Source organism: Mycobacterium sp. UM_Kg1 (assembly GCF_000972925.1).
In the GTDB taxonomy this organism is placed as follows: domain Bacteria; phylum Actinomycetota; class Actinomycetes; order Mycobacteriales; family Mycobacteriaceae; genus Mycobacterium; species Mycobacterium hiberniae.
Window position 1 is genome coordinate 1 of the sequence record NZ_JRMK01000257.1, and the last position, 2,927, is coordinate 2,927.

Annotated in this window: 4 protein-coding genes and 1 pseudogene; all 5 read right to left on the reverse strand. The window is 69.7% G+C overall.

The window, feature by feature from the left end:
* Window positions 1-177: 177 nt before the first annotated feature.
* Window positions 178-591 carry a glycine cleavage system protein GcvH gene (gene gcvH / locus LI92_RS20695; protein ID WP_046322236.1) on the reverse strand — a complete coding sequence of 138 codons (414 nt, stop codon included), beginning with the start codon at window positions 589-591 and terminating at the stop codon, window positions 178-180.
* 28 nt (window positions 592-619) lie between these two features.
* The gene (locus LI92_RS20700; RefSeq protein ID WP_046322238.1) at window positions 620-1,393 is read right to left on the reverse strand and encodes a DUF881 domain-containing protein; all 774 of its coding nucleotides are present in this window, start codon (window positions 1,391-1,393) and stop codon (window positions 620-622) included.
* A 5-nt stretch (window positions 1,394-1,398) separates the two neighbouring features.
* Window positions 1,399-1,731 carry a small basic family protein gene (locus tag LI92_RS20705; RefSeq protein ID WP_013828851.1) on the reverse strand — a complete coding sequence of 111 codons (333 nt, stop codon included), beginning with the start codon at window positions 1,729-1,731 and terminating at the stop codon, window positions 1,399-1,401.
* Between the two features lie 82 nt (window positions 1,732-1,813).
* Window positions 1,814-2,743: a DUF881 domain-containing protein gene (locus tag LI92_RS20710; RefSeq protein ID WP_046322241.1), complete on the reverse strand. Its 930-nt coding sequence runs from the start codon at window positions 2,741-2,743 to the stop codon at window positions 1,814-1,816.
* A pseudogene (locus tag LI92_RS20715) lies at window positions 2,736-2,927 on the reverse strand (CDP-alcohol phosphatidyltransferase family protein); the annotation flags it as partial. The pseudogene LI92_RS20715 and the gene LI92_RS20710, both read right to left, overlap by 8 nt.

Genomic DNA, 2,927 nt, shown 5'->3' on the forward strand with positions numbered 1-2,927 from the left:
CCCGCTACTCCTCACTGGCCGCTGTTGTGGCTACCTGGTCGCGCCCGCCGGACATCTCTTGCGCCCAACCCTGAATCGTTGAGTCGACCGTACCGCGCAGCGAGCCGTCATGTCCCCCGCACCGCGGGATCATGTCGCCGGATACCCGGCGCGTCCCGGCAGGCAGGTTAACAATTGTCATTCCGACAGCGTCGCGCGGTAGGCGTCGGCGGACAACAATCCCGACAGACTCTGCTCCAGCGCCGCCGAATCCGCGTCGGCCACCTGGAGTTCCACCAACCAGCCGACGCCATAGGGGTCGGAGTTCACCAGTTGGGGGTTGGCGTCCAGTTCGGCGTTGACCGCGCTCACCGACGCGCTGATCGGGGCATACAGGTCCGAGACCGACTTGGTGGACTCCACCTCGCCGAACGGCTCGCCGGCGCTGACCCCGGTGCCCGCGGCGGGCAACTGTACGAAGACGACGTCACCCAGGGCGGCCTGCGCGAAATCGGTGATGCCCACCTGGACGGTGTCCGGGCCGATGCGGCGGACCCACTCGTGCTCAGCGGTGTAGTACAGGTCGGCGGGAACTAAACTTTCCGAGCTCACAGTGATCGTGCTCCTTGCGCGGTCGGGCTCACTTGACTGGCTGAGCGTATTGGCGCGGTTTCGGTTGCCGCAACACGGTCACCTCCACATGCTCGGTCTGCTGCACTCCCATGGCGCCGCCCAGCCGCCTGACGCTGTCGACGGCCCCGCCGGGAATGTTCATGGCGGCGGCCAGGGTCGGGGGATCTCCAATGGCCAGAACCGAATATGGGGGCGTCAACGCGGTGCCGTCGAACTCCAGCGCGCCCGGCGTGCCGGCCACCCACGAGTCCACCCCGATGCGCACCGCCCGGTTGGCGTCGCGGACCTCCATCGCCTCAGCACCGGCCGCCCGCAGCTCGTTGATCACGTCGAGCATCGTCTCGGGGGCGACACCGCGGGCCGGATCGTCGACGGTGATCACCACTCCGGGCCCGACCGCTCCCACGGTGCCGATCATGATCGCCAGCGCCGACAGCCGCGCCTGGGCGTTCTCGATGGCGGCCTGGTCACTGCTGCCGGACTCCTGCAGCGCGTCGAGTGTCTGCTGCAGTTCGGCTATCTCGGTGTTGAGCGTGGCCTCGCGCTGACGCAACGAATCCAGCAGCACCAGCAGGTCGGCGGGCCGGGCCGCCTCCAGGGCGTCCTCGGAGTCGTTCTGCCGGACTTGGGTGACAATCGCCACACCCAGCAGCAGGCACAGCAGCAACCCCAGCACGCTGAACAGTGGTCCGGAGCGACCGCGCCCGGGCGGTCCGCCATCCCCGTGGGCCGGCTGCGGCAACTCGTGCCTGCCGTGCGGCGCCGGATCGGTGCTACTCATGGACCTCAGGCCCCGAACAGTCGCCGCCGCAGCGCCGCGGCGTTGCCGAAGATACGGATTCCCAGCACCACGATGATCGCCGTCGAGAGCTGGGTGCCGACCCCCAGCTGGTCCCCGAGATACACGATCAGGGCCGCGACCAGGACGTTGAACACGAACGACACCACGAACACCTTCGCGTCGAAGATGCGCTCGAGGTAGGCGCGCAGGCCGCCGAACACGGCGTCGAGCGCCGCCACCACGGCTATCGGCAGATACGGCTGCACCACCTCGGGAACGCTGGGGTGAAAGACCAGACCCAGCACGATGCCGGCGATCAGCGCCGCAATACCGATCATCGAAGAATCACTCCAGCCTCCCGACCCCGCCCCTGGCGGGCAACCACTCCGGCGATACCGCATCCCGCAGCGCAAGCTTGCGTCACGACGCCCCTAGTTGTCGGGCGAACCGGACATCTCGCCGCGACCCGGCCGGCAGGGTGATGTCGCCGGTGCTGCGGCCGTCGACGCGAACCACCACCCCGTAAGACGCCTCCAGCAGCCGCAACCGGTAGAGCCCGGGGCTGCGGTCGAAGGCGTTGCGCAGTTCCCGGGGCGCTCCGATGGCCTGCACGGTGTAGGGACTGCTGATGGGCTTGTTGTCGACCAGGATGGCGCCGCCGGCCTGCCGGATCGTGACGTTGGGCCCGATGCGCACGTCGCCGACGGCGATGGCCTCGGCGCCGCTGGCCCACAGCGAGTTGACCACCAGCTGCAGGTCGCGGTCCAAGATGATCTGCTGGCTGCCGGAGACCCGCTGTTTGGAGGCATCGGAGAGGTTTCGCCCGGCGCCGGGATCGGTCACCGTGACGGTTACCCCGGGACCGGTCACCCGGGTGCTCCCGCTTTCCAGGCTGAGCGCGTCGAGACCGGCCAGCACGCTGCGTCCCTGGGCGTCGTCGGCCAGCCGGTGCCGGCGCAGTTCGTCGACGCGGTTGGCGTAGCCGTCGCGTTTGTCGACCAGCTTGCCGGTGGCGCCCTCAGCTGCCCGCACGTTGGTCGCCAGCACCTGTTGGGCGTCGCGCTCGCCGGGCGCCACCAGGCGGGCCTGCGCGACGGCCAGCGCGAAGACCGACGCCAGCAGCAGCGCCGCCACGGCCTCCCAGACCCAGCCGGCCATCCGAGTGCCGGCCGTGGCGGGCCCGGCACGGCGCTGACGCCGGGCGGTCGCCGCGGCATAGCCCGGATCGAGGTGTTCGGACAGCAGCGAGCGCAGCAGGGACGGCACCGCGAACCGCTGCGGCCCCGCCGTGTGGGCGCCCGAGGCGCCCCGGGCGTCGTAGCCGCTGAGCGCGAAGAACGGCTCAGCCACCGGAGACCTTCGGCATGGTGCGCACCACCAGCCGCACCTGGAGCAGGTACAGCACGAAAGCCCACAGGTACATGCCCAGACCCCAGATCAGAAAACCCCAGCCCGCCGAGAGCACCACCCGGCTGGCCAGCGTGTCCCACTGCCCCAGCAGGATCAACGGGAACGCCGACATCAGTGCGAAGGT

What these genes read in the sequence shown, in the direction of transcription:
- LI92_RS20700 (WP_046322238.1), bottom strand. Translation starts at nt 1,393, where the DNA reads ATGAGTAGCACCGATCCGGCGCCGCACGGCAGGCACGAGTTGCCGCAG.
- LI92_RS20705 (WP_013828851.1), bottom strand. Translation starts at nt 1,731, where the DNA reads ATGATCGGTATTGCGGCGCTGATCGCCGGCATCGTGCTGGGTCTGGTC.